This window comes from Paraburkholderia gardini, assembly GCF_907164575.1.
Lineage (GTDB): Bacteria > Pseudomonadota > Gammaproteobacteria > Burkholderiales > Burkholderiaceae > Paraburkholderia > Paraburkholderia gardini.
In genome coordinates this window covers 1-24,531 of record NZ_CAJQYY010000045.1, presented here as the reverse complement: position 1 = coordinate 24,531, position 24,531 = coordinate 1, and the positions used below count along the sequence as shown (strand labels likewise).

Annotated in this window: 23 protein-coding genes; 16 read left to right on the top strand and 7 right to left on the bottom strand. The window is 64.1% G+C overall.

Annotated features, from left to right (window positions below; genetic code table 11):
• Positions 1–67: 67 nt before the first annotated feature.
• Positions 68–1,366: an MFS transporter gene (locus tag LPA34_RS25895; protein WP_228983796.1), complete on the bottom strand. Its 1,299-nt coding sequence runs from the start codon at positions 1,364–1,366 to the stop codon at positions 68–70.
• A gap of 236 nt (positions 1,367–1,602) precedes the next feature.
• On the opposite strand from LPA34_RS25895, the gene LPA34_RS25890 reads away from it, so the two are divergent.
• From LPA34_RS25890 to mdcH, 8 genes are read left to right on the top strand one after another with little or no spacing between them, the layout of a single operon-like run.
• Positions 1,603–2,367, top strand: a complete 765-nt coding sequence (locus LPA34_RS25890) for a GntR family transcriptional regulator (protein WP_228983789.1) — start codon at positions 1,603–1,605, stop codon at positions 2,365–2,367.
• Between the two features lie 21 nt (positions 2,368–2,388).
• Positions 2,389–4,095, top strand: a complete 1,707-nt coding sequence (gene mdcA / locus LPA34_RS25885; RefSeq protein ID WP_228983788.1) for a malonate decarboxylase subunit alpha — start codon at positions 2,389–2,391, stop codon at positions 4,093–4,095.
• 4 nt (positions 4,096–4,099) lie between these two features.
• Positions 4,100–5,059 (top strand): triphosphoribosyl-dephospho-CoA synthase, encoded by a 960-nt coding sequence (locus tag LPA34_RS25880; RefSeq protein WP_228983785.1) that lies wholly within the window; start codon positions 4,100–4,102, stop codon positions 5,057–5,059.
• A complete protein-coding gene (locus LPA34_RS25875) occupies positions 5,047–5,352 on the top strand; it encodes a malonate decarboxylase subunit delta (RefSeq protein WP_228983783.1) in 306 nt (101 codons plus the stop codon). The genes LPA34_RS25880 and LPA34_RS25875 overlap by 13 nt, the downstream gene beginning before the upstream one ends.
• Entirely contained in the window at positions 5,349–6,221 is an 873-nt protein-coding gene (locus LPA34_RS25870) for a biotin-independent malonate decarboxylase subunit beta (RefSeq protein WP_228983781.1), read from the top strand. The genes LPA34_RS25875 and LPA34_RS25870 overlap by 4 nt, the downstream gene beginning before the upstream one ends.
• A complete protein-coding gene (gene mdcE, locus LPA34_RS25865) occupies positions 6,218–7,030 on the top strand; it encodes a biotin-independent malonate decarboxylase subunit gamma (protein ID WP_228983780.1) in 813 nt (270 codons plus the stop codon). The genes LPA34_RS25870 and mdcE overlap by 4 nt, the downstream gene beginning before the upstream one ends.
• A complete protein-coding gene (locus LPA34_RS25860; protein WP_228983779.1) occupies positions 7,030–7,740 on the top strand; it encodes a malonate decarboxylase holo-ACP synthase in 711 nt (236 codons plus the stop codon). Before mdcE ends, LPA34_RS25860 begins: the two co-directional genes overlap by 1 nt.
• Entirely contained in the window at positions 7,740–8,678 is a 939-nt protein-coding gene (mdcH, locus tag LPA34_RS25855) for a malonate decarboxylase subunit epsilon (protein WP_228983778.1), read from the top strand. Before LPA34_RS25860 ends, mdcH begins: the two co-directional genes overlap by 1 nt.
• A 68-nt stretch (positions 8,679–8,746) precedes the next feature.
• Here the strand turns inward: mdcH and yjfF are convergent, their stop codons facing one another.
• The 5 genes from yjfF to LPA34_RS25830 all read right to left on the bottom strand — a co-directional run bounded on the left by yjfF (position 8,747) and on the right by LPA34_RS25830 (position 14,351).
• Complete coding sequence (gene yjfF / locus LPA34_RS25850; protein WP_228983777.1) at positions 8,747–9,880, bottom strand: galactofuranose ABC transporter, permease protein YjfF; 1,134 nt, start codon at positions 9,878–9,880, stop codon at positions 8,747–8,749.
• A complete protein-coding gene (locus tag LPA34_RS25845) occupies positions 9,877–10,908 on the bottom strand; it encodes an ABC transporter permease (RefSeq protein ID WP_228983776.1) in 1,032 nt (343 codons plus the stop codon). Before LPA34_RS25845 ends, yjfF begins: the two co-directional genes overlap by 4 nt.
• Positions 10,905–12,491, bottom strand: coding sequence for a sugar ABC transporter ATP-binding protein (locus tag LPA34_RS25840; protein WP_228983774.1), 1,587 nt, complete (start codon positions 12,489–12,491; stop codon positions 10,905–10,907). Before LPA34_RS25840 ends, LPA34_RS25845 begins: the two co-directional genes overlap by 4 nt.
• A 105-nt stretch (positions 12,492–12,596) precedes the next feature.
• Positions 12,597–13,574 carry an ABC transporter substrate-binding protein gene (locus LPA34_RS25835; RefSeq protein WP_228983794.1) on the bottom strand — a complete coding sequence of 326 codons (978 nt, stop codon included), beginning with the start codon at positions 13,572–13,574 and terminating at the stop codon, positions 12,597–12,599.
• Between the two features lie 186 nt (positions 13,575–13,760).
• Entirely contained in the window at positions 13,761–14,351 is a 591-nt protein-coding gene (locus tag LPA34_RS25830; protein ID WP_228983767.1) for an alpha-ketoglutarate-dependent dioxygenase AlkB family protein, read from the bottom strand.
• Between the two features lie 132 nt (positions 14,352–14,483).
• Between LPA34_RS25830 and LPA34_RS25825 the strand changes: the two genes are divergently transcribed.
• Positions 14,484–15,068 carry a malonic semialdehyde reductase gene (locus LPA34_RS25825; RefSeq protein ID WP_228983764.1) on the top strand — a complete coding sequence of 195 codons (585 nt, stop codon included), beginning with the start codon at positions 14,484–14,486 and terminating at the stop codon, positions 15,066–15,068.
• Positions 15,069–15,143: 75 nt separating this feature from the next.
• Here the strand turns inward: LPA34_RS25825 and LPA34_RS25820 are convergent, their stop codons facing one another.
• Positions 15,144–15,491, bottom strand: a complete 348-nt coding sequence (locus LPA34_RS25820; protein WP_407672505.1) for a hypothetical protein — start codon at positions 15,489–15,491, stop codon at positions 15,144–15,146.
• A gap of 397 nt (positions 15,492–15,888) precedes the next feature.
• Here LPA34_RS25820 and LPA34_RS25815 point away from each other — a divergent pair, with 397 nt between their 5' ends.
• From LPA34_RS25815 to LPA34_RS25785, 7 genes are all read left to right on the top strand, one after another.
• Complete coding sequence (locus LPA34_RS25815; protein ID WP_228983762.1) at positions 15,889–17,055, top strand: metallophosphoesterase; 1,167 nt, start codon at positions 15,889–15,891, stop codon at positions 17,053–17,055.
• A 119-nt stretch (positions 17,056–17,174) separates the two neighbouring features.
• Positions 17,175–17,345: a hypothetical protein gene (locus LPA34_RS25810; RefSeq protein WP_407672504.1), complete on the top strand. Its 171-nt coding sequence runs from the start codon at positions 17,175–17,177 to the stop codon at positions 17,343–17,345.
• 167 nt (positions 17,346–17,512) lie between these two features.
• Complete coding sequence (glgX, locus tag LPA34_RS25805; RefSeq protein ID WP_228983758.1) at positions 17,513–19,705, top strand: glycogen debranching protein GlgX; 2,193 nt, start codon at positions 17,513–17,515, stop codon at positions 19,703–19,705.
• 55 nt (positions 19,706–19,760) lie between these two features.
• A complete protein-coding gene (locus LPA34_RS25800) occupies positions 19,761–20,864 on the top strand; it encodes an AI-2E family transporter (RefSeq protein WP_228983756.1) in 1,104 nt (367 codons plus the stop codon).
• A 477-nt stretch (positions 20,865–21,341) separates the two neighbouring features.
• Complete coding sequence (locus tag LPA34_RS25795; RefSeq protein ID WP_228983754.1) at positions 21,342–22,049, top strand: MgtC/SapB family protein; 708 nt, start codon at positions 21,342–21,344, stop codon at positions 22,047–22,049.
• Positions 22,050–22,308: 259 nt separating this feature from the next.
• Positions 22,309–23,703 (top strand): selenium-binding family protein, encoded by a 1,395-nt coding sequence (locus tag LPA34_RS25790; RefSeq protein ID WP_228983752.1) that lies wholly within the window; start codon positions 22,309–22,311, stop codon positions 23,701–23,703.
• On the top strand, positions 23,700–24,386 hold the full coding sequence (locus tag LPA34_RS25785) for a hypothetical protein (RefSeq protein ID WP_228983750.1): 687 nt from the start codon (positions 23,700–23,702) through the stop codon (positions 24,384–24,386). The genes LPA34_RS25790 and LPA34_RS25785 overlap by 4 nt, the downstream gene beginning before the upstream one ends.
• Positions 24,387–24,531: the final 145 nt, after the last annotated feature.

Here is a 24,531-nt window from a genome sequence, read left to right as displayed (position 1 = left end):
GGGTTGGCCTTTTACCGTGGGGTTGCTATGGGGGGGGGGGGTGTAACCCGCCCGCGCGGCTGTCCGGTCATTGCGGCAGGACCTCCCCTCTGGTCTCCGGCGCGAACGGAATGATGAACAGGCCGATCACGAAGACAACCGCCGTGATCGCGACCGGCACGCCGAGCGTGTGCATGTTCAGCACGGCGGCGCCGAGCAGGAAGTTCACGCCCGCGCCCACGAACCGTCCGAAGGACGTGCAGAACGCGAACGCCGTCGCGCGCACGCGGGTTTCGAACTGCTCCGGCAGCCACAGGCTGAAGAGCGCGAAATTGCCGCCGAAGAAACCCAGCACAACCAGCCACGCGATGAACGGCGCGAGGCCGTTCGGCAGATAGAACGCCCAGCCGAACGCGCCCACGATCGACACCGCCATGCCGGCGAAATAGACCGCGAGTGTTTTCTTGCGCCCGATGCGCTCGGCAAGCGGCGGCAACGCGAGACAGCCGATGATCGTCGCGATCGAAAGCAGCCCCGTCGCGATCGACGCCATCTTGATCGCCTCGGGTTTTGTCATGCCGGCCCGCGTCGCGAGCTGGATCACCGCGGACGGTTCGTATACCGCGCCCGCCCACAGCCCGATGATCGCGATGGTCAGGAGCGCGCAGGCCACCCACGTGCGGCGACGGTATGTCGGCCCGAGAATCTCGCGCAGCGGTTTGCTGCGTACGGCCTGCGCTTCGGTCTTCGACCATTTCTCCGGCTCTTTCACGCGCAGCAGGATCAGGATCGCGCACACGACCGGCACCGCGCCCGTCAGGAACATCGCGCGCCAGCCGTAATGCACGCCGACCGTGTAGTTCAGCGCGGCGGCAAGAAAGAAGCCCGCGTAGTAACCGGTCTGAAGATAGCCCGCACCCATCTTGCGACGGTCTTCCGGCCACGCTTCGGCAACATAGGTACCGGCCAGCGCCCATTCGCCGCCGATCCCGACACCGGCAATGAAACGGTAGATGCCGAGTTCCCACACGTTGTGCGCGGTCGCTGAGAGCCCCGTGAAAATCGCGAATGTGAGGATCGTGCCGGCCAGCACCTTGGTGCGGCCGAAGCGGTCGGCAAGCGGCCCCCAGATAAACGACAGCCCCCAGCCGACGAGAAAGAGCGCGAACAGGATCGAGCCCGCGAGGCCGACGTTAGCCGGCGTCGCGGCATATCCTGAATTCGGCAGCAGTTCGGTGAGCGCGGGCGTGAGGACAAGCGCGTAGATGAACGAGTCCATCCCGTCGAGTGTCCAGCCTGCCCACGCGCCCCAGAAACCCGCGATCTGCGAGCGGTTGAGCGGTGTGCGATGCCGCGCGCCAGCCGCGCGGTCCGTCAGTGAATTCATCATGCTCCTCCGGTAATACGGTTGGAATACGTGCTTCTGAACGACCGTGCAGCGCGTCTGCCAGACAAAAGCCGGGCGATCTTGCCGCTATGATCCACGGGTGCCGGTCGACCTGAATTCACCGGCGATGCCGTTGCGCGGCGCATGGCCGGCATGGCGGGAAGCCTGTGAAACGTCGTGGAACCCGGGTTTCTCCTGCTGGAGAACGCATCATTTCATATATAATATTTGATCTTATGAGCGAAGCAACGAGTGGTTTTCCCTTACACGACGGCAAACCGGTCTCTCTTCTTCCAGAGGCCGCGGTGCCGCGGGCCAGCACGTCCCATGTGATCGCGGACGCGCTGCGCGCGGCGATCGTCGAAGGCACGCTGGCGCCGGGTGCGCCGCTGCGACAGGACGCGATCGCCCGGCATTTCTCGGTGAGCGCGATCCCCGTGCGCGAGGCGCTACGCCAGCTGGAAAGCGAAGGCTGGGCCAGGGTCGAGATTCACAAGGGTGCGACGGTCGCACCGCTCTCCGCGGCCGAGGCGCGGGAAATCTACGAAATCCGCTCGGCGCTCGAAAGTCTGGCGATTGGGCTCGCCATTCCGCTTCACACGGCGGCAACGCTCAACGAGTGCGAAAGGCTCTGCAAGGTGGCCGAACGGGAACCTGATTCGACGCTTTACGCGGCCCGCAACCGCGCGTTCCACATGAGTCTTTACGCGCCGGCCGGCCGGCCACAACTCGAAGAGCTGATGGCTACGCTGCACCGGCGCGGCGAACGGTATCTGCGGCTCAAACTGGGTTTGCCGAGCTACAAGGGCGAATCCGACCAGGAACACGTCGCCCTCCTCGACGCCGTGCGCCGGCATGACATCGCCGGGGCGCAGGCGCTCGTCGTGCGCCATCTGCTCGGCACGGGCGAGCTGCTTTATCGTTTTATCACCGAGCGCATCGAGGCCGATGCCGCGCAACCCAAAACCCGCCGGCCGCGCGCGTCCCGCAAGCCGACCTGACCCGGGAGTTGAAAACCGTCGATGAACCCGCAAGCCCTCACGCCAACCGCTTCATCCTCGTCACATTCCGCTGCGGCCGGCGGGCCTGAGTCCACCGGGCGCTCCTGGACCACCCGTCGCGACGAAAAAAACCGCCGCCTCGCCGCCGTCGCGCCGTGGCTGAAAGACGGCATCCTGCCCGCGGCGCGCATCGTCGATGCACTGGAAGCGCTGATCTGTCCGGGTGACCGCGTCGCGCTCGAAGGCGACAACCAGAAGCAGGCCGATTTCCTGTCGCGCTCGCTCGCGAAGGTCGATCCAGCGAAAGTCCACGACGTGCATCTGCTGATTTCGACGATCAGCCGGCCCGAGCAGTTGACGCTGTTCGAGCGGGGCATCGCCCACAAGGTCGATTTCTCGTTTGCCGGGCCGCAGAGCCTGCGCGTCGCGCAGCTGCTCGAAGACGGGCAGCTCGAGATCGGCGCGATCTATACGTACGTCGAGCTGTATGCGCGGATGTTCGTCGACCTGACGCCGCAGGTCGCGCTGCTGTGCGCGGAAAAGGCCGACCGTCACGGCAACCTGTACACCGGCCCGAATACCGAGGACACGCCCACCATTGCCGAAGCCGCCGCGTTCCGGCACGGCATCGTGATCGTGCAGGTGAACGAGATCGTCGATGAACTGCCGCGCGTCGATATTCCCGGCTCGTGGGTGGACGTCGTCGTCGAGGCCGACCGGCCGTTCGCGGTCGAGCCGCTTTTCACGCGCGATCCGCGTCATATCGGCGATCTCCAGGTGCTGACCGCGATGATGGTGATTCGCGGCATCTATGAGCCGTATGGAATTACTTCGCTGAATCACGGCATCGGTTTCGATACCGCAGCGATCGAACTGCTGCTGCCTACCTACGGCGAGTCGCTCGGGCTGAAAGGCCGGATCTGCCGCAACTGGACGCTCAATCCGCATCCCACGCTGATCCCCGCGATCGAGTCGGGCTGGGTCGAAAGCATCCATTGTTTCGGCAGCGAAGTCGGCATGGAACGGTATATCGAGGCGCGGCCTGACGTGTTTTTCACCGGCAGCGACGGCACCCTGCGTTCGAACCGCGTGCTGTGCCAGCTGGCCGGGCAATATGGCGTCGATCTGTTCATCGGCTCGACGCTGCAGCTCGACGCCGACGCGAATTCGTCGACCGTGACCCGTGGCCGGCTTGCAGGCTTCGGCGGTGCGCCGAACATGGGCCACGATCCGCGCGGCAGGCGTCATTCGAGCGAAGCGTGGCTCAAGCTGCTGAAAGATCAGGGGCCGGTTTCGCGCGGCCACAAGCTCGTCGTGCAGCTCGCTGAGACGTACAAGAAAGGCGGCGAGCCGACCTTCGTCGATGAACTCGACGCCATCGCGGTCGGCCGGAACAGCGGCATGCCTGTTGCACCCGTAATGATCTACGGCGACGACGTGAGCCATGTCGTCACCGAGGAAGGCATCGCGCATCTGCACAAGGCCGAAGGCATCGACGAGCGGCGCGCGGCGCTCGCCGCGGTGGCCGGCGTGACGCCGGTCGGTCTGCGCGCGAAACCTGAAAAAACCGCTGAACTGCGCCGGCGCGGCATCGTCGCTTATCCGGAAGATCTCGGCATCCGGCGCGGCGAAGCAAAGCGCTCGCTGCTGGCCGCGCGCAGCATCGACGATCTCGTTACGTGGTCGGGCGGCCTGTACGCGCCGCCGGCACGCTTCAGAAGCTGGTGACGCGATGGGCGCTTCCAGTCATGCCGCCCTCGTCGTCGCGCACGCCTTGCCGCGAACTTCCGTTCATGGCGCGAGCCGCGACGATCTCGCCGTGGCGACGCGGCCGCCTGCCGATGCGCAACTCGCCGCGCTCGCGGTTGCCGCGCTGATCGACGAAGCACGGCTCACGCCGAAGCCCGCGCTCGTCGACCGGCGCGGCAGCGGCGCGCACCGGGACCTCGATCTCGCGAAGATGATCCGCTCGGCCGAAGCGCTCGAACCGACGTTCGCCGCACTCGCACGCGTTTCGCGCGGACGCGCGCCGTCCGCGACGCTGCGTGCCGAACTGGCGCAGATCGGTCGCGCCGGCGAAATCGCGATGATGCAGGCCACCGGCGGCAGTAACGCGCATCGCGGCGCCATCTGGATTCTCGGGCTGCTGGTGGCCGCGGCGGCAATGGGTGCGACGCAAGCAACGACGATCTGTACAACCGCCGCGCAAATCGCCTGCTTTCCGGATCGCTTCGCCGCGCCTGTCAGCGACAGTAACGGCGAACGCGTGCGCCGGCGCTATCGCGTCGGCGGTGCGCGGCGCGAAGCGCAGGATGGCTTTCCGCATCTCGTCGATGTCGGCCTGCCCGCGCTCCATCGCGCCCGCGCCAGCGGCATCCCGGAAGATGCCGCGCGCATCGATACGCTGCTCGCGATCATGGCGTCGCTCGACGACACGTGTCTGCTGCATCGCGCCGGTTTGCCGGGGCTCACCGCGGGCAGGCAGGGCGCGCTGCGCGTGCTCGCCTGCGGCGGCAGTTCGACGCCAAAAGGCCACGCCGCGCTCGCCACGCTCGAAGCCGAACTGATGGCGCTCAACGCGTCACCGGGCGGCTCGGCCGATCTGCTCGCCGCCACCCTCTTCATCGACACCCTCATTCAACGCAACGCCAGCGGAAACCCCAGCGGGAGTGCTGCACCATGGAACATCTGACTTTCGACTATCCGGCGCGCCGCGCCGTCACGACACGGGCGCACGTGGGCGTCGTCGGCTCCGGCGATCTGGAAGTGCTGCTCTCGCCAGCCGGTGCGATGACGGCGCATGTGGTCGTGCGCACGAGCGTCGACGGCTACAGCCACATCTGGAAACATGTGCTCGACCGTTTCTTTTCGCGCTATGACGGCGCGGCGCGAATCGAGATCAACGACTTCGGCGCGACGCCGGGCGTGGTCGCACTGCGCCTCGCCGAAGCCGTCGAGGAAGCCGGCCCGGGAGACGCCGCATGAGCACGACCGACGTGGCTATTCCCACGCTGCTGCATGACAGCTTCATCGAACTGTCCGCGCGTGAACGTGCGCGCGCGCTGCTCGACGCCGGCACGTTCCGCGAACTGCTCGGCCCGTTCGACCGCATCGAATCGCCATGGCTGCCGATGCAGGGCATCGTCTGCCAGGTCGACGACGGCGTGGTGATCGCCCGCGGCACGATCGACGGCGAACCCGCCGTCGTGGCCGCGATCGAATCGGCGTTCCAGGGCGGCAGCATCGGTGAGGTGTCGGGCAGCAAGATCGCCGGCGCGCTCGAACTGGCGCTGCGCGACTGCGAACGCGGCAGGATCGTGCGACCCGTCGTGCTGTTCGAAACCGGCGGCGTGCGGTTGCAGGAAGCAAACCTCGGGCTTGCAGTGATCGCCGAAATCCAGGCGGCGATCATCGCGTTGCGGCGCCATGTACCGGTGGTCGGCGTGATCGCGGGCATGGTCGGCTGCTTCGGCGGGATGTCGCTGGCGGCGGCGCTGTGCTCGTATCTCGTGGTGACGAAACAGGGACGGCTCGGCATGAACGGCCCCGAGGTCATCGAACAGGAAGCCGGCATCGACGAACTCGACGCGAGCGACCGGCGTCGCATCTGGCAACTGATCGGCGGCGAGCAGCGCGCGGTGACCGGCCTCGCCGACATGCTGATCCAGGACGATGTGGCCACCGTGCATCACGCCGTGCGGCAGGCGTTTGCCCGCGGCGTGCCGGCCACGCATCGCAGCGAGGACGTCGCGGCGTATCTTGCCCGGCTCGGTGAAATCGACCCGGTAACGGTCTCGCCCGAATCGATGCGGGCGGTTTTCCGCTCAGTTGCTGACGGCAAGGAGAACGTATGAACGACACGACCATGACGCGCGGCGCGCGATGGTTTCGCGCGCTGGCAGGTGAGACGTCGACTGCGGCGCCCGTGTGGAGCGCCGACGCCGCGCTGGGTGGCGAAACCACGCGCTTCATCGCGGTCGTGCCCGATGCGCGGAACCGTTTTCCGCGCGCGGTCGACACCGTCGTCGGTCTCGAACAGGGATGGCAGCTCGCCCGCGCGGTGCGCGAGACGATCGCGGCCGACGCCCACGCCGCGCAACGCCGGCCGATCGTTGCAATCGTCGACGTGAAGAGCCAGGCGTACGGCTATCGCGAGGAGATGCTCGGCATCCACCTCGCCTGCGCGGCGGCCGTCGACGCGTACGCGTGCGCACGCGACGCCGGTCACCCGGTGGTGGCGCTGATCGTCGGGCCGGCGATGTCCGGCGCGTTTCTCGCACACGGTTATCAGGCGAACCGCATCGTCGCGCTCGACGCGCCGGGCACGATGGTTCACGCGATGGGCAAGGACGCCGCCGCGCGCGTCACCCGACGCACCGTCGAGGCACTCGATGCGCTCGGCGAAAAGATCGTGCCGATGTCGTATTCGATGGCGTCGTTCGCGAAGCTGGGCCTGCTCGACCAGTTGATCGAAGGCATCGATGCCGATGCGCCCAGCGAAGCGCAGATCGAACGCGTGCGTCAGGTGCTGGCCGATTCGGCGCGAGCGGCACGCACGGGATCGCGCGATCTGTCTCACCGGCTCCAGTCCGGCAACGCGAAAGAAACGCGAGCGGCTTCGATCGAAGTGCGCCGCCGCCTCGCCGAACAGTGGGATACGTGATGCAAATCTGCACCGCGCCGCCGGGTCCGGACCACGCCTTCGATGAATCGGCGCGGACCGCACGTTCGTGCGGCGTGCAGCGGCACGCACACGATCTGCTGAAATTGCGCGACCTGAGTCGCTTCGACGGCGAGCCTGCGTGGGTGCGCGATGCGTTCTCGCGAGCGCCGTTCGCCGTCGTGAGGCGCGCGCAGATCGCGCAGGGTTTCATCGCGATCGGTATTCGCGGAAAGAGCCGGGCCGAGCGCTACGGCACGTGGGCGCGCGATGCGGACGTCGAAGCCGTGTTCGCGCCCGAAGATCTCGTTGACGTCACACCCACGCCGGGCCGCCGTACGCTGCCCGCCTTCGCAGCGCTCGCGGCATTGCGGCGCGACGCGGCCATCGTCAACGGGTTCGCCTGGGGACCGGCCGGCAGCGCGGGCTTCGAGCTTGCGACGCAGGTGCCCACCGTGAAGTCATCGAGCGATCTCGATCTGCTGATACGCGCGCCGGAGCGCCTGTCGCATGAAGCCGCGCTCGCGTTGCTGGCGGAATTGCACGTGCACGCCGGACGCGCAGGCGTTCGCATCGACGCACAACTCGAAACACCCGCGGGCGGCATCGCGCTCGTCGAGCTTGCCGCCGGCAAGGCGCATGTAATGGCGCGTCACGCGCACGGCCCGCGTCTCGTTGCCGATGCGTGGTCCGTCAAGATGGACGTTGCGTGATGCTCGCCTTTGTCTTCCCCGGCCAGGGCGCGCAGCAGGACGGTTATCTGCGCCGCCTCGCCGCGTATGCCCCGGCAAAAGCGACGCTCGATGAAGCGTCACATGTGCTGAACCTCGATGTCCTGACACTCGACACGGCCGAAGCGCTCCGCTCGACTGTCGCCGTGCAGATCGGGATGGTTATCGCGGGTGTCGCGACCGTGCGCATACTCGCCGCGGAACATCTGACGCCGGACATGAGCGCCGGACTTTCCGTCGGTGCGTATGCGGCTGCGGTGAGTTGCGGCGCGCTCGCGTTCGACGACGCGCTTCGCATGGTACGCAGACGTGCCGGGCTGATGGAAAGCGCGTATCCGTCGGGTTACGGCCTGGCCGCGATCAGCGGGCTGACGGAACACGACCTGGAAAAGCTCACCGTCGACCACGCACGCGAAAGCGGAACGCAGGTGTATATCGGCAACGTCAACGCGCCGCGCCAGATCGTGATGGCGGGCGCCAACGCGGCGCTCGACATGTTCATCGAACGCGCCCTTCACGCGGGCGCGCGCAAGGCGGCCCGGCTCGCGGTCAGCGTGCCTTCGCACTGTGAACTGCTCGCGCAGGCAAGCGACGCGCTGCGCGACTTCGCGAAAGAGATTCCGTTTAACGCGCCCGCAAGTACGTACGTCGCTAATCGTGGCGGTCGCCCGCTGCACACCGCCGATGCGATTCGCGACGATCTCGCGACCAACATGCGCTACACCGTGCGCTGGTTCGATGCGCTAACGGTCATGATCGAAATGGGCACACGTGTCGTGCTGGAAGCGCCGCCAGGGCAGGTGTTGACCGACATCACGCGGGAAGCCTTTCCTGACGTATCCGCGCTCGCCGCGAACACCATCGCGTTCGACAGGCTCGCTGCGACGTTGCACCGACGTATCGAAGCAGGCGGGCGCTGAACCCCCTGCTTCGTGGCCGGCTTCATCAAAACCGCCGCAACGCATTCCATGCGTGAACCGCGCAACGGCTAGGCCATGTTGCCCGCCTGGCTTCCCGCCTTCTGCAAGCCGCCCATCGCATCGGGCCGGGAGCCGGAATCGGCCGGCGCTTCATCGCGGGACCCATGAACGCGCTTCCGGTCCACCGTTGCAACCGAAGGCGTCCCGCCTGGCCGGCGCGCGCTGCGCGCGTGGCGTTCGATCAACCGTTGCAGCAGGCAGAACGCGCATAGCAGCGCGCCGATCACAATGCGCGTCCACCACGAACTGAGTGTGCCGTCGAAGGTAATCAGCGTCTGGATCGTGCCGAGAATGCCGACACCGAACAGCGAACCGATCACATAGCCGACGCCGCCCGTCAGCAGCGTCCCGCCGATCACCGTGGCGGCGATCGCGTCGAGCTCCATGCCCTGCCCCTGCAAGCCGTATCCCGACAGTACATAGAACGTGAAGACCGCGCCGCCCAGCGCGGAGCAGAATCCGCTCAGCGCATAGACGCCGACCTTCGTGCGTGCAACCGGCAATCCCATCAGCAACGCCGAACGCTCGTTACCGCCGATCGCGTAGACGTTGCGCCCGAAGCGCGTGAAATGCGCGATGAAGATCGCCGCGACGAGCGCCGCGACCGCGATCAGCACGTTCGCACTCACGGAGCCGGTGCCGATCTTCAGGCGATACGCGGAAATGGCCTTGAAGGTCGGATCGGAAATCGTGATCGATTGCGTGGTAATGAGAAAGCACATGCCGCGCGCGAAAAACATCCCTGCGAGCGTCACGATGAACGGCTGCAACCGGAAGAAATGAATCAGCGCGCCCTGCACCGCGCCGAACAGCGCGCCCATCACGAGCACGACCGGCAGGATGACCCACACCGACAGATGCATGTGCTCGGAGAGCACCGCTTCGACGATTGTCGTGAGCGCCACCACCGAGCCCACCGACAGGTCGATACCGCCGGCGATGATCACGAATGTCATGCCGATCGCGACAATCAGCAGGAACGCGTTGTCGACGAGCAGATCGAGCAGCACCTGCCACGAGAAGAATCCGGTGTACATCACCGAGCCGAAGCCGAAGAGCGCGCAGAAGAGCGCGATCGTCACGGCGAGTGGCAAGGTGCGCGGATCGAACACGCGCGCGAACATTGCGAGAACGCGGCTCATCGTGCCACCCTCCGTTGCGTGACGAGCGCCATCGCAATCGCGCGCGCCGAAGGCGACTGGATCACGCTGACCGCAAGCACGACCGCCGCCTTGACGACGAGCGTCGCCTCGGGCGGCACGCCGATCGAATATGTCGTGTACGTGAGCGTCTGGATGATGAGCGCGCCGAGCACTGTTCCGGCGAAACTGAAGCGCCCACCCAGCAGCGACGTGCCGCCGAGCGTCACGGCGAGAATGGCGTCGAGTTCGAGCAGCAGGCCGGCGTTGTTGCCGTCGGCGCTCCGTACGTTCGAGCTGATCAGGATGCCGGCTATCGCTGCCGTCAGCCCGGAAAAGCCGTACACCGCAAAGACAATCGCCTTCGAGCGCAGACCGACCAGCCGCGTCGCGACGGGATTCACGCCGATCGCGCGGATAAAGAGCCCGAGCGCCGTGCCTTCGACAAGCAGCGCCGTCGCCAGCACCGCGATGGTGGCAACCCAGACCGAAAACGGGATACCGAGCAGATAACCGCCGCCGACGAACAGATAGCCGGGCGCGCCGATCGGAATGATCTGCCCGGCCGTGAGCAACTGGGCGACGCCGCGTCCAGCCACCATCAGGATCAGCGTCGCGATGATCGGCTGCATGCCGACGAACGACACCAGCAGTCCGTTCCACATGCCGCTGAGCACGCCGACTACGAGCGCCGCGCATAGCGCCTGCGCGACGAGCGCGGGCGTCGGTATCGCGTTGGTGGACAGCGTCGCGGCGGCCGCCGCGCCCGCGATCGCGACCACCGCGCCGACTGAAATGTCGATGCCGCGCGTCGCGATCACGAGTGTCATGCCGGTCGCGACGAGCGCGAGCGGCGCCGCGCGATTCAGGATGTCGATCAGCGCGCCGAACAGATGACCGTCGAGCATGCGGATCGACAGGAAACCCGGATTGACCCACAGGTTGAGCAGAAACAGCAGCACGAGCGTCACGCACGGCCACAGAAGCTGCCGGTCGGCGCCTTCGCGTCCAGGCCAGTTTGGAGTCTTCATTCAGCGCTTCCTGCAATGAGTCGATAGATGTCGTCTTCGTTCGAGACGTTGCCCGCCACTTCCGCGATCTTGCGACGGTCGCGCAGCACCGCGACGCGATGGCTCACGCGCACGACCTCGCTGACTTCCGACGAGATGAACAGAATGCCGAGCCCCTTGCCGCACAGCGCGAGCATGCGGTCCATGATGTCGAACTTCGCGGCGACGTCGATGCCGCGCGTGGGCTCGTCGAGGATCAGGATTTTCGGGTCGGTGGCGAGCCAGCGCGCCAGCAGCGCCTTCTGCTGGTTGCCGCCCGAGAGCAGGCCGATGGGCTGCTCCGCATCGGCGGCCTTGATGCCGAGCAGTTCGATCCACATATCGGCCATCTCGCGCGCGCGATGACGGCTGATCTTGCGCAGCCAGCCGCGTTTCGCCTGCAACGCGAGCATGATGTTTTCGCGGATCGACAGCTCGGCGACGATGCCTTCCTTCTTGCGATCTTCCGGGCAATAGCCGATGCCGTGACGCACCGCATCGTGCGGCGAGCGCAGCCGCACCGCGCGGCCGTCGATGGTGATCGTGCCGCTGTCGGCGCGATCCGCGCCAAACAGAAGACGCGCCGCTTCCGTGCGCCCGGAGCCGAGCAGGCCGGCAAGACCGAGAATCTGCCCGGGCTGCACGTCGATATCGATCGGCTGGATCATCCCGCGCCGCCCGACGCCACGCAGTTCGACAAACGGCGGCACCGTCGACCTGTCGGCCGGCGCTTCGCGCGCGGCCTCCTTCAGGCGCGTGCTCATCCGCTCGTGCCCGACCATCTTCGACACCAGCTGGTCCGCCGACAGTTCGCTCACGAGGTATTCGCCTTCACGCTCGCCGTTGCGCATCACCGTGATGCGATCGGAAACCGCGTACGTCTGCTCGAGAAAGTGCGTGACGAACAGGATCGCGATACCTGACTGCTTAAGATTCCGAAGTATTTCGAAGAGTTGCGCGACTTCACCGTCGTCGAGGCTCGAGGTCGGTTCATCGAGAATCAGCACGCGCGCATCGACGGAAATCGCGCGCGCGATCGCCACCATCTGTTGCACGGCGATCGGATAGGCGTCGAGCGATTTCGTCACGTCGAGCGCGACATTCAGGCGCGCGAGCGCAGCCTCGGCGCGCTGCCGGATCACGCGCCAGTCGATGCGCCCAAACCGCTTCGGCTGGCGCCCCGCGAAGATGTTCTCCGCGACCGACAGATTCGGGCACAGGTTCACTTCCTGATACAGCGTGCGGATGCCGGCCGCTTCCGCTTCCTGCGGCGACGAGAACTGCACGGCCGTGCCGCCCAGATGGATTTCGCCGCCATCGGGCGCGAATACGCCGGTGAGCACGTTGATCAACGTCGATTTGCCCGCGCCGTTCTGTCCCATCAGCGTGTGAATCTCGCCGGGATACAGGCGGAAATCGACGTTCTGCAACGCCTTTACGCCAGGAAACGTCTTGCTGATGCCGCGGGTTTCGAGGACCGGCACGCGCTCATCTGCGAACGCCCGAAGGGTTTCTGGCGCCCGATGGGCATCGGGGAATGGGGGTTCAGAAGTCGAATGGGCCATAGACCTTAGGTGGTCGGTTGAAAAGACGCCGCCCGTTGTCACGGCAACGGACGGCGTTGAGGCACCACACTGGAGAAACCTGCTACAACCTGTCCGAAAGCACGATCAGTATTTACGCGTGGGCAGCGTCTGCGCCGCGACGCTCATCGGGAATACGGTCTCTTCGGTCAGAATCCGCTTCGGCAACGGCTTGCCGGCCACGACGTCCTTCACGGCCGACATCAGCTGCGGTCCGAGCAGCGGGCTGCACTCGACATCGACGTTCATCTTGCCTGCCGCCATCGCCTGGAAGCCACCCTTCGTCGCATCGAACGAAACGACGGTCACATCCTTGCCTGGATGCATGCCGGCTTCTTCCATGGCCTGGATCGCACCCAGCGCCATGTCATCGTTATGCGCATAAACTAAATTAATTTTATTTCCGTAAGTTTTGATAAACGCTTCCATGACCTGCTTGCCGCCGGCCAGCGTGAAGTCGCCGCTTTGCGACGCGATGATCTTGAATTTGGGATCGTTCTTGATCACTTCGATCAGGCCGGAATGGCGGTCGTTCGCTGGCGCGGAACCGACTGTTCCCTGCAGTTCGGCGATGTTGACGGGGCCTTTGTCGTTTTTATAGTGATCTTCGATCCAGCGGCCACCGCGCCGGCCTTCTTCCATGAAGTCGGAGCCGATCATCGTCACATAGAGCGACTTGTCTTTCACGTCGATATTGCGGTCGGTCAGGATCACCGGGATCTTCGCGGCCTTCGCTTCGAGCAGCACCGGTTCCCAGCCCGACTCCACCACCGGCGAGAACGCAATCACATCGACCTTCTGGGCGATGTACGAGCGGATCGCCTTGATCTGGTTTTCCTGCTTTTGCTGGGCGTCGGAGAATTTGAGGTTGATCTTCGCGTCCGCGGCGGCGGACTTCACCGATTCGGTGTTAGCCGTGCGCCAGGCGCTTTCGGCACCGACCTGCGCAAAACCCAGGGTGATTTTCCTGTCTTGCGCCTGCGCGCTGAAGGCGGCGAGAGTGAGCGTGCTGGCACCCACGCAGGCCGCGATTACACGCAACGCAGTGCGTCGTGAAATGGTCATGACTGTCTCCTGATCTTTGTTCTGTGTAGGTTGCCCCGCCTGCTGGCCGCGCCGGCCGGGGACGAAACCAAGCGTAGTGGCTCCCTTCCCCATCGTCCAATCATTTGATTTGCGGAACCCATACCAGTTTTGGTATCGACACGCCCGCTGCAACACACGAAGCGGGATCGCGACCGCGGGCCGGCGCTATCTTCGCGGCGTCACGAAGCGAAAGGTCAGATTGACTCGTTCGCCCTGCACGCGCGGCTCTTTCGGCACGCGATGTCGCCATTGCGCCTGCGTGTCACCGCGCATCACGAGCAGGCTTCCGTCCTTGAGTCCATACGACTGCACGACACCCGTGCGGTTGTGTTTCAGATCGAACGTGCGCGCGCTGCCCAGACTCACCGACGCGATCACCGGCTGTGCGCCAAGTTCGGGCTCGCGATCGGCGTGCCAGCCCATGCTGTCGTTGCCGCTACGGTAGCGGTTAAGCAAGACGCTGTTAAAGCGCGCGCCGCAGGTTGCCTCGGCGGCGGCCTTCAGTTCGGCGACGGCCGGCGTCCACGGGTCCGGCACGTTGCGAATCCCCGAGTACACGTAGACCGCATCCGGATCGCCCTGCCACGCAGTCAGCCGGGGCAGCGGCACGCGACCGGCGGGCGTCATCATCGTGTCCTGCTTCCACGCGACTTCGCCGACGATCCGCGCGAGCGTCGCGGCAGCGATTTCGGATGAAATCCAGTCGGGATACCAGTCGACGTCGGGGGCGGGAAGGTCGTTGAAGAGGCCGGGCATAAGTGCACTTCGGGTGAACACGTCACCGCGAATTCGTTAAAGGGAAACCCTCGTTATCATGAAGGCCGAAGCTGGCGCGCGTCGTCCGCCATTTTGCGCTTTCATTCCTTCTTCTTACTTTGCGGGGTATTCATGACGCTCTCGAACGAAGCACTCGATCAACTGTTTCGCACCGCCCGGACGCACAACGGCTGGCTGCCAAAACCCGTCGACGACACGCTGCTGCAAGAACTCATCGAACTCACGCTGCTCGGGCCGACCTCCGCGAATTCGAGCCCTGGCCGCTTTGTATTCGTGAAGACGCCCGAGGGCAAGGAAAAGCTGCGCCCGGCGCTCGCGCCCGGCAATCTCGACAAGACGATGGCCGCGCCGGTTACCGTGATCGCGGCGATGGATACTGCGTTTTACGAGCATCTCCCGAAGCTCTTTCCGCAGGTCGATGCGCGTAGCTGGTTCGTCGGCAACGAAACGCTCATAGCGGACACTGCGTTTCGCAACGCGACGCTGCAAGGCGGCTATCTGATCATGGCCGCACGCGCGCTGGGTCTCGATGCCGGTCCGATGTCCGGCTTCGACCAGAAAGCGGTCGATGCGGCGTTCTTCGCCGGCACGACGGTGAAGTCGAATTTCCTGATCAATCTTGGCTACGGCGACGTGACGAAACTGTACGCGCGCAACCCGCGCTTCACGTTCGACGAAGCCGCGAAAATCGTTTGAGCCTGCGTTGGTTTAAGTCTGCGTTTCCACGGATGCTGGCGTGACCATGTCGGCCTGGTCATGGCGCGCCGGCATTCAGGTGAGTAGCGCCACGTAGAAAACCACTGCGCCGATCACCGCGCCGACGAAGCAAAAGCCCTCTTCCGCCTCGTCGCCGTTCGAGCGTAGCCACGCACCCACGACACCGAAGAATCCGGCGATACCCAGTGCGACGCAGACCATGACGACGTCGAAGAGCGCGCTTCGGCCGAGTTCCGAGAATTCGATCTGCCGGACGCCGAAATACAGCGCGAGCGCCATCAACGAGAGCACCACCAGCGGCAGCATCACATGCTTGCCCTCGCGACCCACGTGATGCGCGTGGTGCTCCGCATGACTGCCCGTGTGGCCGTCATGCGCAACCGTCCGTGTCGTTTTCATCATCCGTCTCCCGCATCGCTCCCTGAATCTGGCGATAGATCGAACCATGAACGTCATCGATACGGACCGTCGCGGCGCCGGAAGACATCCCGCCCGCGAGACGGGCAACACGCCCAGCCGTCACACGGTTCAATTTGAGAATAGTCGATCTCCACACGCAATTCAAAACCTGTTTAGTTCATAAACGCGCGAGCATCCGGCGGCGCTGCAGCATGCTGCGCTGCATGAAATCCGGCGTGCATCACGACGTCCACATCCAGCCGCCCGAGGCGGTTCTGGCGGTCGCGGACGCCTGTACCAAACTCTCGGTAGAATGATCTGCCTGCACGTCGATTCATCTCCAGGTACTGCGGCGCGTCATCCAGCGCCGGTGTTTCCTTCCGCGTCCCTGACCTTCTCTATGCGCCGATCATTTTCGTTTCTGGCCCGCATCATCTCCATCGGTATCCTGCTGCACATTTACGTCGGGTTTCGCCTGATTCCAGATCTGCCGGTCGGCCCGACATGGCGTGTACTCGCCGCACTGTGGCTGGTTCTTTCGGTGTTCGTGATTCCGCTCGGCATGCTCGCGCGCACGATAAAGCGGCAGCCGTTTGGCGACCGTCTCGCATGGATCGGCCTGATGGGCATGGGCTTCTTTTCATCGCTGCTGGTGCTCACGTTCGCGCGCGATCTGCTGCTCGCCTCGCTGCTGACGATCGACGCAATCTGGCCGCATGCGCTGCCGCTCGCGGTCTGGCGAACCAGTACGGCCGCCGCGGTTCCACTGCTCGCGCTGCTCTCCACCGCGATCGGTCTTTTCAACGCGCGTCGCCGGGCGCGCGTGGTCACGATCGATGTGCCCATCGACAATCTGCCCGCCGCGCTCGACGGCTTCACGATCGTCCAGATCAGCGACATTCACGTCGGTCCGACCATCAAGCGCAGCTACGTCGATGCGATCGTCGATGCGGTCAACAAGCTCAAACCGGACCTGATCGCGGTGACGGGCGATGTCGTCGACGGCAGCGTCGAACAGCTGTCGGCGCACACGCGTCCGCTGTCGCGGCTTTCCGCGTTGCACGGTGTGTATCTCGTGACGGGCAACCACGAGTACTACTCCGGCGCGCAGGCGTGGATCGACGAATTTCGCCGGCTTGGCCTGACGGTGCTGATGAACGAACACGTCGTGGTCGAGCACAAGGGCGCGCAGGCAATCATCGCGGGCGTGACCGATTATTCCGCCGGACATTTCGATCCCGCGCACCGCAGCGATCCGGCCGCCGCCCTGACCGGCGCGCCTGGCGACGTGCTGATTCGCGTGCTGCTCGCGCACCAGCCGCGCAGCGCGGAAGCTGCCGCCGACGCCGGCTTCACGCTGCAACTCTCGGGACATACGCACGGTGGCCAGTTCTTCCCGTGGAATTTCTTCGTGCGGCTTCAGCAGCCCTTCACAGCCGGCCTCGCGCGCATGAACGGCCTGTGGGTCTATACGAGTCGCGGCACCGGCTACTGGGGGCCGCCAAAGCGCCTGGGCGCGCCCTCGGAAATCACTCGTGTGCGACTCGTGCCCGCAGAAGGCATCTGACACACCGGGCCGGCCGCAATCGCCGGCTGCATTTCATGCGCCCCGCATTCCTGGCGCAGGCGTCACATCAGGCCCGATCTTTGCATGCATCTCCACGGTGATTAATGATGGAGCCCGCAATGACAACTGAAACGCACACGACACCTCCGGATCTCGAGCATCCGGAACCCGCCACGCACAGCGACAACGAGAAGAGCAGGATGCCTGAGCGCCAGGACGAAGGACGCAGGCAGGCGCCGAACGACCGCCCCGGCAAGAAGCCCGGCGAAGGCGAGACACCCGTCGGCTGAAAAATCTACACGCGACGGGTAGTTCAGGCGGCAAATCCTGCGGTTCCCGCATGTGATGCATGCATGCTGTAGCCGCGGCGGCGCTACACCCTTAGCGCGTGCGATCAGCTCAAGACAAAGACCCATACCGGTCAAAGAAGGCCCACTCATCCAGCCTGGACTCTTTCATGGCCAACGATATCCGCATCGCCGAGGGCTCGCCGTTCCCGCTCGGCGCCACGTGGGACGGACGCGGGGTTAACTTCGCGCTGTTCTCCGCCAACGCGACCAAAGTCGAATTGTGTCTCTTCGACGAGCGCGGCGAGAAGGAACTGCAGCGTATCGAACTGCCCGAATACACCGACGAAGTCTGGCATGTCTATCTGCACGATCTCGGCCCCGGCGCCGTGTATGGCTACCGCGTCCACGGGCCGTACGAACCTGAAGCGGGCCATCGCTTCAACGCGAACAAGCTGCTGCTCGATCCGTATGCGAAAGCGCATGTCGGCACGCTGAAATGGGATCCGGCGGTGTTCGGCTACACGCTGGACGCCGAAGGCGACGACCTCACGTTCGACGAGCGCGACAGCGCGCCCTTCATGCAGAAATGCCAGGTCGTCGACCAGTCGTTTACGTGGACGCACGCAACGCGCGTGCGCGTGCCGTGGGAACGCACGATCTTCTACGAGACGCACGTGCGCGGCTACACGAAGCGACATCCCGCCGTGCCGGAAGCGCTGCGCGGCACGTTCGCCGGACTGACGCAGAAGCAGGTCGTCGACCATATCGGACGGCTCGGCGTGACTTCGGTGGAACTGATGCCGGTCCAGTCGTTCGTCAACGACAGCTATCTGCTCGACAAAGGGCTCACGAACTACTGGGGCTACAACACGATCGGGTTCTTCGCGGCGGACCCGCGCTTTTTTTCGCGCGGCGGCGGGCAGATCGCCGAGTTCAAGGAGATGGTCGACCATCTGCACGAGGCCGGCCTCGAGGTGATTCTCGACGTCGTGTACAACCACACCGCCGAAGGCAACGAGCGCGGCGCGACGCTCTCGTTTCGCGGCATCGACAACGCGTCGTACTACCGGCTGATGCCGGACGAGCCGCGCTACTACATCAACGATACCGGCACCGGCAACACGTTGAACCTGTCGCATCCGCGCGTGCTGCAGATGGTCACCGACAGCCTGCGCTACTGGGTGACGGAGATGAACGTCGACGGTTTCCGCTTCGATCTGGCGACGATTCTCGGCCGCGAGGATCACGGCTTCGACGAAGGCGGCGGCTTTCTCGACAGTTGCCGGCAGGATCCCATCCTGTCCAGTGTGAAGCTGGTCGCCGAGCCGTGGGACTGTGGCCCGGGCGGCTATCAGGTGGGCGGCTTTCCGCCGGGCTGGGCCGAGTGGAACGACCGCTTTCGCGATACGACTCGCGGGTTCTGGAAAGGCGACGAAGGCATCGCGTCCGACCTCGCCGCACGCATGACCGCCTCCGGCGACAAATTCAACCGGCGTGGCCGGCGCCCGTGGTCGAGCGTCAACTTCGTCACCGCGCACGACGGCTACACGTTGCACGATCTGGTCTCATACAACGACAGGCACAACGAGGCGAACGGCGAAGACAACAAGGACGGCCACTCCGACAACCGCTCATGGAATTGTGGCGCCGAAGGTCCCACTGACGACGTGGACATCCGCACATTGCGCGAACGGCAAAAGCGCAACCTGCTCGCGACGCTCCTGCTGTCGCAAGGCACGCCGATGCTGCTTGCGGGCGACGAGTTCGGGCGCACGCAGCACGGCAACAACAACGCATATTGTCAGGATAACGACGTAAGCTGGCTCGACTGGGAAGGCATCGACGCCGACGGCCACGCGCTGACCGACTTCGTCAACAAGCTCACCACGCTGCGGCATGCACTGCCCGTCTTGCGACGCGGCCGTTTTCTGGTCGGCGAATACAACGAGGCGCTCGACGTCACCGACGTCAAATGGATGAGCCCGTCGGGCGACGAACTCTCGCCTGAGCAATGGGACGATCCGTCGATGCGCTGCTTCTGCATGCTGATCGACGGCCGCGCGCAGGCAACCGGCATCCGTCGCCCGGCCGCCGACGCGACGCTGCTGATCGCGATGAACGCGCACCATGACGTAGTCGACGTGAAGCTGCCGGAAATCGCGGGCAGCCAGCAGTGGACCTGCCTCATCGACACCAATATGCCGGTGCGCGACGAACTGCCGGAATACGACTCAGGCGATACCTGTCAGATCACGGCTCGCTCGCTCGTGCTGTTCGCGCTGCACGCACGCGGCAGCACACAGCGCGTGTTCGACCGGCTCGCGGAAAACCTGGTCGAAGATCCGGCCAGCGGGAAGTAATCAAAACGGTAGAAGACGATGAATGCCCGGCGCACCCTGCGCCGTGGTAAAACGCATGCTGGCACTGCATCGAAAGGACAAGAACCGCATCATGGATGGCAACAAATCGCTGCATCAAACTTCGTTTTATCTGCTGCTGCTCGCGGTGTCCGTTGCGCTGTGCTTCATCCTTGCACCGTTTTTCAACACGATTTTCTGGGGCAGTATTCTTGCCCTTATCTTTCAACCTGTGCAGCGCCGGCTTCTGGTCCGCTTCGGCCGTCGCCGTAATCTGGCGGCGTTCACCACGCTGCTGCTGTGTATCGTCATCGTGATCCTGCCCCTGACGCTGGTTGCCGGCACGCTCGTGCAACAGGGCACGCTCGTGTACGGCGAGATGAAGTCGGGCAACCTGAACTTCGGCAATTACTTCGACCACGTCGTGCATGCACTGCCGCTCTCCGTACAACATGTACTCAATCAGGTCGGACTCACCGACATCTCCGACCTGCAGCGCAAGCTCACGGCCGGCGCGGCGCAGATCAGCCAGTTTCTCGCGGGCCAGGCGTTGAGCATCGGGCAGAACACGCTGCAGTTTCTGGTCAGCTTCGGCGTCATGCTTTATCTGCTGTTTTTTCTCGTGCGCGACGGGCGCGAAATATCCCGCCTGATCCGCGAAGCAATTCCACTCGACGAAAACCGCAAGCAACATCTTCTGCGCAAATTCACGACCGTCGTGCGAGCCACCGTCAAGGGCAACGTCGCGGTGGCGCTCGTGCAGGGCGGCCTTGGCGGGATCGCATTCTGGGTCATCGGCATTCAGGGCGCGCTGCTGTGGGGCGTGATGATGGCGTTTCTTTCACTGCTGCCGGCGATCGGCGCGACGCTGATCTGGGGCCCCGTCGCAATCTATTTCCTGCTGACGGGCGCGCTCGCCAAAGGGCTCGGGTTGATCGCGTTCTGCGCGATCGTGATCGGTACGGTGGATAACGTGCTGCGCCCGATACTCGTCGGCAAGGACACGAAAATGCCCGACTGGGTCGTGCTGATCTCGACGCTGGGCGGCATGGCGCTGCTGGGCATCAACGGATTTGTGATCGGCCCGCTCATCGCGGCGCTGTTCATGAGCTGCTGGGATCTGTTCACGCGCGACAAACACGGCGCTTCGATTGAAGAATGAGGCGCCATGCGCTCGCGTGGCTTCGAGCCGCGCGATCCTGGATTCACCTGGATGGACGCCTGCGGGTTGACCCGCTTCTGCGCAAAGGCCTAAAATCGCGCCATTCTTTTTAACAGGAAACCATCGTGGACAGTAGTCCGAGTCGATCCTCGATCCAGCCGGCCGCCTGACGGCAAGACTTCCGCGACAACGTCTCACTGCCGCCGTCTTGCCCTCTGGCAGACGGTGCGCGTCAAATTCTTTCCCGTGCACTGTTTCTGATTTCCGCGTCCTGCCGCGGAGCGGTTGCATTCACCTTTTTGCTTCGCAAGCTCGCGCTCGCAAGCATCGCGACACATGACACCGCGCGCGGATATTCGCGCAACTGTCATGTGTTTCGTTCAACCTGCAAGTTTTGCCCGCGCATTCACTGATTGCACGATGCGTCGTCGCGTCACGCATCCTGCGCGGGCAGGCATGAACAGTCGTACCCAAATCATGACATTCGATCTTGTCCTGCGGCTCGCAGCCGCTTTCATCTGTGGCGTCGCGATCGGCCTCGAACGCCAGATGCGCCAGCGCAATGCCGGCCTTCGCACCATCACGCTCGTCGCGAGCGGCGCGTGCCTCTTCGTCCTGCTCGGCGTGCTGACCGGCAATGGCACCGCGGGAGTCACGCAGATCGCGGCCTATGTCGTATCCGGCGTCGGCTTTCTCGGCGGCGGCGTAATCATGCGCGACAAGGGCTCTATTCAGGGCATCAATACCGCCGCGACGCTGTGGTGTTCCGCGGCGGTTGGCGTGTTGTGCGGCGCCGGGCATTACGGCCCGGCGCTCGCCGGCACCGTCATCGTGCTGCTGACGAACACCCTCCTGCGCGAAGTGAGCCGCATGATCAACTCGACGCCCGTGTCGAACGCGGATCTCGTGCGCGAGTACGCGCTGACGGTCGTCTGTCACGAGGATAACGAAATCCACATCCGTACCGTGCTGTCGAATTCAATGTACTCGACGCCGCTGTCGTTCCAGAGCCTCCTCAGCGAGGACGTCGACGACCAGGCCGGGCGTATCCGCGTGACGGCAACGCTCAAGCTGCATCCGAAAGACCAGCCCAAACTCGAACAGATGGCGAGCCGTATCAGCATGGAAAAAAGTGTGTCGAGCGTGAGCTGGGTCGCGAAAGAAGCCGAACCCACCCCGGAATGACGCGATCATTCCTTGCGTGGATCGGCGTACCTGTCATGTAGATTGCGATTTTTTTGCCTCATCGAAGGATGCGATGCTAGCCGATGTGTTGCGGCGCAGCGCATGTCGTTCCGATGCATCGGGTCAGTGCGAAAACTATGAGGTTCGTGTGAGCCATGAATTTGCTTATGCGACATTGATCTTTACCACGCGCCTGAAGCAGCTACAGTTGATATGTGCCATTCCATCGTGCTGAGTGAGCGGCACCCGGAGGAACGTCATGAGCATCTGGAAGCCGGACCCGAGTTTTTATCCGTCGCCCCGACTTGCCGCACAGGCTCCGCCGGAAAAGCTCGCGTACGTCGCAGCATTCGATCCCGATCGCAACCTGCCGGACGCTATCGAAATCGTCGACGTCGATCCTGGTTCGGCGAATTACGCCAGCATCGTCGGTACCCTGCCGATGCCGAATACCGGCGACGAGCTGCATCATTTTGGCTGGAACGCGTGCTCGTCGTGTCTGTGTCCGAATGCACCGCACCCGCACACCGAGCGACGCTATCTGGTCGTGCCGGGATTGCGCTCGTCGCGCATCTACATCATCGACACGAAGGCCGATCCGCTCAAACCGGGCATCGTCAAGATCATCGAGCCGGAAACGATCGCAAACCGCACCGGCTATTCGCGGCCGCATACGGTGCATTGCGGGCCGGGCGGCATCTACGTGACGGCGCTGGGAAGCGCTGACGGCGGCGCACCAGGCGGAATTTTCCTGCTGGACCCACAAAGCTTCGAGCCGCTCGGGCGCTGGGAAGTCGATCGCGGCCCACAGCAGCTCGCCTACGACGGCTGGTGGCACCTCGGCTACGACACGCTCGTGACCAGCGAGTGGGGAACGCCCGACACGTTCGAAAACGGCTTGATCCCTGAAGTGCTGTTAGGCGCGCGCTACGGCCGCAAGCTGCATTTCTGGGATCTCACGCGACGCAAGCACCTGCAGGAGATCGATTTCGGTCCCGAGTATCAGCTCGTTTTCGAACTACGGCCGGCGCACGATCCGACCAAAGCTTATGGCTTTGTCAACTGCGTGATCAGCCTGAAGGACCTGTGGTCGTCGATATGGGTCTGGTATCGCGACGGCAATGCGTGGGCGGTGCGCAAGATCATCGATATTCCCGCTGAGCCGGACAGTGCAGACATCCTGCCGCCCGTTTTGCAGTCGTTCGGCGCCGTGCCGCCGCTTGTGACGGACATCGATCTCTCAATGGACGACCGCTTTCTCTACGTTTCGTGCTGGGGCACGGGCGACCTGTTGCAATATGACGTATCGGACCCATTCGCGCCAAAGCTGACAGGCAAGGTGCGGATTGGCGGCATTGTTTCGCGCGCGCCGCATCCGGCCGCGCCGGACAACGCGCTGAACGGCGGCCCGCAAATGGTGGAGATCAGCCGCGACGGAAAACGCGTCTATTTCACCAACTCGCTGTACGGCGCCGTCGATTCGCAATTTTATCCGGAGGGCATCGACGGCTGGATGGTCAAGCTGGACGCCGGCGCCGACGGCGGCCTCGCGTTCGACCCGAAATTCTTTCTCGAATGGCCTGCGGGACATCGACCGCACCAGATCCGGCTGCAAGGCGGCGACTGTTCGTCTGACTCCTACTGCTACCCGTGACATCCGCAAATCTTTCGACATCGCCGTGGTGGACGTGGGCTGTCGTCGCCGGGCTCGGCATGTTTCACGGACTCAACCCGGCGATGGGCTGGCTTTTCGCGGTCGCGCTCGGCCTCTACCGTCGAAGCCGGCGTGTCGTACTGCTCTCGCTGATCCCGATTGCACTCGGTCACGCGATGGCTGCCGCGTGTGTGCTGGCTGCGGGTCTGTCATTGAGCATGTCAGTCGATCATCATGTACTGAACCGGATTTGCGGTGTGATCCTGATCGGGTGGGCTGCGTGGCATGCACTACGCGGACATCGGATGCGTTCGCAGGTGGGCATGCAGGCGAAATTCGCAGGACTGACGGCCTGGTCTTTCGTCATGTCGGGCGTACACGGCGCGGGTCTAATGCTGATTCCGGCGCTCCTGCCAGTTTGCGATGGCTTTCCTTCGGGCGGGTCGTCGACATCAGTGCTACCAGGTATTCGCGGGCTGCTTGCTGGCATCGGACCTGTCGCTGCCGTTGCAGTTGCCGCTTTGACGGTTCACACAATTGCGATGCTTCTTACGACGGGGATTGTGTCGCTGCTGGTTTTCGACCAGTTCGGCGTGGCGTGTCTGCGGACCAAATGGGTGAACTTCGATTTGATGTGGACTGCGTCGCTTGCTGGATGCGGAGCCATACAGCTCGGAATTTAGGTAAATTAGCACCTAATTAAGCGGCATTGACGACAATTACCCCGATTTGATGTTGCGACGTCAACGACGCCCTGCTGCCGGTTGGGTCGACGTACTGGGTGCATCTGTCGCGGCGTTATCTGGGGCGGGAGGGTGAACTGAGGGA

Coding starts and splice junctions, on each gene's coding strand:
- LPA34_RS25875 (WP_228983783.1), top strand. CDS start 5,047: ATGGAACATCTGACTTTCGACTATCCGGCGCGCCGCGCCGTCACGACA.
- LPA34_RS25815 (WP_228983762.1), top strand. CDS start 15,889: ATGCGCCGATCATTTTCGTTTCTGGCCCGCATCATCTCCATCGGTATC.
- LPA34_RS25820 (WP_407672505.1), bottom strand. CDS start 15,491: ATGATGAAAACGACACGGACGGTTGCGCATGACGGCCACACGGGCAGT.
- LPA34_RS25800 (WP_228983756.1), top strand. CDS start 19,761: ATGCTGGCACTGCATCGAAAGGACAAGAACCGCATCATGGATGGCAAC.
- LPA34_RS25835 (WP_228983794.1), bottom strand. CDS start 13,574: ATGACCATTTCACGACGCACTGCGTTGCGTGTAATCGCGGCCTGCGTG.
- mdcH (WP_228983778.1), top strand. CDS start 7,740: ATGCTCGCCTTTGTCTTCCCCGGCCAGGGCGCGCAGCAGGACGGTTAT.
- LPA34_RS25825 (WP_228983764.1), top strand. CDS start 14,484: ATGACGCTCTCGAACGAAGCACTCGATCAACTGTTTCGCACCGCCCGG.
- glgX (WP_228983758.1), top strand. CDS start 17,513: ATGGCCAACGATATCCGCATCGCCGAGGGCTCGCCGTTCCCGCTCGGC.
- mdcA (WP_228983788.1), top strand. CDS start 2,389: ATGAACCCGCAAGCCCTCACGCCAACCGCTTCATCCTCGTCACATTCC.
- LPA34_RS25895 (WP_228983796.1), bottom strand. CDS start 1,366: ATGAATTCACTGACGGACCGCGCGGCTGGCGCGCGGCATCGCACACCG.
- yjfF (WP_228983777.1), bottom strand. CDS start 9,880: ATGAGCCGCGTTCTCGCAATGTTCGCGCGCGTGTTCGATCCGCGCACC.
- LPA34_RS25860 (WP_228983779.1), top strand. CDS start 7,030: ATGCAAATCTGCACCGCGCCGCCGGGTCCGGACCACGCCTTCGATGAA.
- LPA34_RS25830 (WP_228983767.1), bottom strand. CDS start 14,351: ATGCCCGGCCTCTTCAACGACCTTCCCGCCCCCGACGTCGACTGGTAT.
- LPA34_RS25845 (WP_228983776.1), bottom strand. CDS start 10,908: ATGAAGACTCCAAACTGGCCTGGACGCGAAGGCGCCGACCGGCAGCTT.
- LPA34_RS25890 (WP_228983789.1), top strand. CDS start 1,603: ATGAGCGAAGCAACGAGTGGTTTTCCCTTACACGACGGCAAACCGGTC.
- LPA34_RS25880 (WP_228983785.1), top strand. CDS start 4,100: ATGGGCGCTTCCAGTCATGCCGCCCTCGTCGTCGCGCACGCCTTGCCG.
- LPA34_RS25795 (WP_228983754.1), top strand. CDS start 21,342: ATGACATTCGATCTTGTCCTGCGGCTCGCAGCCGCTTTCATCTGTGGC.
- LPA34_RS25790 (WP_228983752.1), top strand. CDS start 22,309: ATGAGCATCTGGAAGCCGGACCCGAGTTTTTATCCGTCGCCCCGACTT.
- LPA34_RS25840 (WP_228983774.1), bottom strand. CDS start 12,491: ATGGCCCATTCGACTTCTGAACCCCCATTCCCCGATGCCCATCGGGCG.
- LPA34_RS25810 (WP_407672504.1), top strand. CDS start 17,175: ATGACAACTGAAACGCACACGACACCTCCGGATCTCGAGCATCCGGAA.
- mdcE (WP_228983780.1), top strand. CDS start 6,218: ATGAACGACACGACCATGACGCGCGGCGCGCGATGGTTTCGCGCGCTG.
- LPA34_RS25870 (WP_228983781.1), top strand. CDS start 5,349: ATGAGCACGACCGACGTGGCTATTCCCACGCTGCTGCATGACAGCTTC.